Origin of the sequence: Chitinophaga sp. (assembly GCF_035564935.1) — a bacterium.
Lineage (GTDB): Bacteria > Bacteroidota > Bacteroidia > Chitinophagales > Chitinophagaceae > Chitinophaga.
The window spans coordinates 1-2,599 of record NZ_DATMTE010000599.1 but is presented as its reverse complement, the minus strand read 5'-3'; the positions used below and the strand labels follow the sequence as shown (position 1 = coordinate 2,599).

Annotated in this window: 3 protein-coding genes; all 3 read left to right on the top strand. The window is 47.1% G+C overall.

The window, feature by feature from the left end:
* Nucleotides 1-67 precede the first annotated feature (67 nt).
* The 3 genes from panC (at nt 68) to VN105_RS15170 (ending at nt 2,476) form a co-directional block, all read left to right on the top strand.
* A complete protein-coding gene (panC, locus tag VN105_RS15180; protein ID WP_325642344.1) occupies nt 68-931 on the top strand; it encodes a pantoate--beta-alanine ligase in 864 nt (287 codons plus the stop codon).
* Between the two features lie 113 nt (nt 932-1,044).
* Nucleotides 1,045-1,389 (top strand): aspartate 1-decarboxylase, encoded by a 345-nt coding sequence (gene panD / locus VN105_RS15175; protein ID WP_133811105.1) that lies wholly within the window; start codon nt 1,045-1,047, stop codon nt 1,387-1,389.
* Between the two features lie 46 nt (nt 1,390-1,435).
* The gene (locus tag VN105_RS15170; RefSeq protein WP_325642340.1) at nt 1,436-2,476 is read left to right on the top strand and encodes a lysylphosphatidylglycerol synthase transmembrane domain-containing protein; all 1,041 of its coding nucleotides are present in this window, start codon (nt 1,436-1,438) and stop codon (nt 2,474-2,476) included.
* Nucleotides 2,477-2,599: the final 123 nt, after the last annotated feature.

Here is a 2,599-nt window from a genome sequence, read left to right as displayed (position 1 = left end):
AAATTACGGATTTTTTACGGAATATTGGTCAATCTGTCAGTTTTAACATCCTTTTAAGCAATGATTTATGTATCTATTTAAGCGCAGCGCGGACCTGAAGAAGCACCTGGACCTGGTAAGAAAAAGCAACAAAAGCATTGGTTTTGTGCCCACTATGGGAGCCCTCCATGCCGGTCACCTGTCACTTATTCAGGCTGCCAGGCAAAAAAATGAAGTGGTCGTTTGCAGCATTTTTGTCAATCCAACTCAGTTTAATGATCCAAAAGATTTTGAAAAATATCCCATTACCATTGAAGAGGATATAAAAAAATTAAATAACGTATCAACAGATATACTTTTTTTACCATCAGTGGAAGAAATGTATCCCGAAGGTCTTAAAAGTGATCTGCATTACGATTTCGGCAACCTGGAAACCATCCTTGAAGGTAAATTCCGCCCCGGGCATTTTCAGGGCGTGGGTCGCATTGTTCACAAGTTACTGGATATTGTGCAACCAGACCAGCTTTTTATGGGACAAAAAGATCTGCAGCAATGCCTGATCGTCCGCCGGCTCCTGGAAGTTACCCATTCCCCTGTAAAACTGGTGGTGTGCCCCACCGAAAGGGAGAAGGATGGTTTAGCCATGAGCAGCCGTAATACACGCCTCTCTCCTGCCGCCCGGAAAAAAGCCGTGGGCATTTACCAGGCACTCCTTCATATCAGGGATAATTTCGGGAAGGGCCTCCATTTTATGGAAGGCGCCCACGAAGCATTTGATGAACTCAAAAAACAGGGCTTTGAGCCCGAATACGTGGATATTCTCCGGCTGGAAAATGACAGCCTTGTTCCCCTGGATCAGCCGCCGGGAAATGCTACGGTAGTGGTAGCCATTGCTGCCTGGCTGGATGGCGTGCGCCTGATCGATAATATGATACTGCAAGGTAATTTGTAACCTATTCCGCAGGGGATGCGGCAAACACTGCATTACCGCTGCATCCCCTGTTCGATCTTCCATATTTTTTTCCTAGCTTTGCAAACGCTCTATAGCGATAAGCCAGTATAATTATGCAAATCGAAATTTTAAAGTGTAAGATTCACCGCGCGGTTGTTACGGAAGCCAATCTGCAATATGTTGGAAGTATTACGATTGACGAAGACCTTATGGACGCCGCTGGTTTAATCGAGTATGAAAAAGTGCAGGTATTAAACGTAAATAACGGAGAACGCCTGGAAACCTATGTGATCAAAGGAAAACGCGGTTCCGGTGTGATCTGTATGAATGGCCCCGCCGCCCGTCTTGTTGCCCCTGGTGATATAGTGATTATCATTTCCTATGCCACTATGGATTTTGAAGAAGCGAAAAAATATACGCCTATTGCCATTTTCCCTAAAGAAGGAAACAAACTGTAAACCCATACTGTACCTGTTTTATTAACGCCCTAAACAACTTTGGATCATGCCCAAAATGCTTAAGAACGTCATTAAGTTTATTTGCTTTTTCGGCATAGGGGTGCTGTTGATCTGGCTTTTCACCAAAGATATTACTACAGAACAATGGGAACAGATCAACACCGCCTTCCGCAGAGCCAATTACTGGCTGCTGATCCCCACCATGACCATCGGTATTGCCAGCCACTGGTTCCGGGCGGTAAGATGGAAACTGCTCATGAAGCCACTGGGCCACCAGCCCTCTACCCTTAACACCTTCTTTGCCGTGATGGTAGGCTACCTGGCCAACCTCGCCGTACCCCGCCTGGGAGAAGTGACCCGCTGCGGGATACTGGCCCAGTATGAAAAAGTACCGGCCGACAAACTGGTAGGCACCATGATCGCGGAACGCGCGGTAGACATGGTTTGCCTGCTGCTGCTCATGGCCCTTACCGTATTAACACAGCTCGACGTACTCGGCTCCTACGTGAACGAATCCATCTTTATACCCTTATCCCACAAAGTAGCCCAGGCCAACGGCATACAGCTGCTCACCGGCATTATTATACTTGCAGGCGTAATACTGCTGCTGCTCTGGCTCCTGAAAAAATTTGCCAGGTCCAAAGTGGCTATCACCATAAAAAACCTTGCGAGAGGCATTATGGAAGGCATTCTTTCTATCGGCAAAATGGAAAAGAAAGGCTGGTTCCTGTTGCATACTGTACTGATCTGGTCCTGCTACCTTTCGCAGGTATACATCGGGTTCTTTTGCCTGAAAGAAACCAGTCACCTGGGCATCAGCGCCGCTCTCGCCGTACTGATGATCGGCAGTGTAGGCATGATCGTTACCCCCGGCGGTATAGGCGCCTATCAACCCCTGGTGCAAAAGTCGCTGGAATTATACGGCATTCCGCTGGCCATCGGCTTTGCCTTTGGCTGGATCATCTGGGTAGCGCAAACCGTACTGGTGATCCTCCTTGGCTTTATCAGCCTGGTGGGGTTGCCGCTTTACAATAAGAAATCGCCTTCGGCGATTAAGCGGAGGTTGTCTGACTCAGGATTAAACTGATTACGCTGATTACCCTGATTTGATTACTTTGGATTTTAAATGATTTGGGGAGATTTAAGCGGAGGTTGTCTGACTCAGGATTAAACTGATTACGCTGATTACCCTGATTTGATTACTTTGGAT

What these genes read in the sequence shown, in the direction of transcription:
- panC (WP_325642344.1), top strand. Translation starts at nt 68, where the DNA reads ATGTATCTATTTAAGCGCAGCGCGGACCTGAAGAAGCACCTGGACCTG.
- panD (WP_133811105.1), top strand. Translation starts at nt 1,045, where the DNA reads ATGCAAATCGAAATTTTAAAGTGTAAGATTCACCGCGCGGTTGTTACG.
- VN105_RS15170 (WP_325642340.1), top strand. Translation starts at nt 1,436, where the DNA reads ATGCCCAAAATGCTTAAGAACGTCATTAAGTTTATTTGCTTTTTCGGC.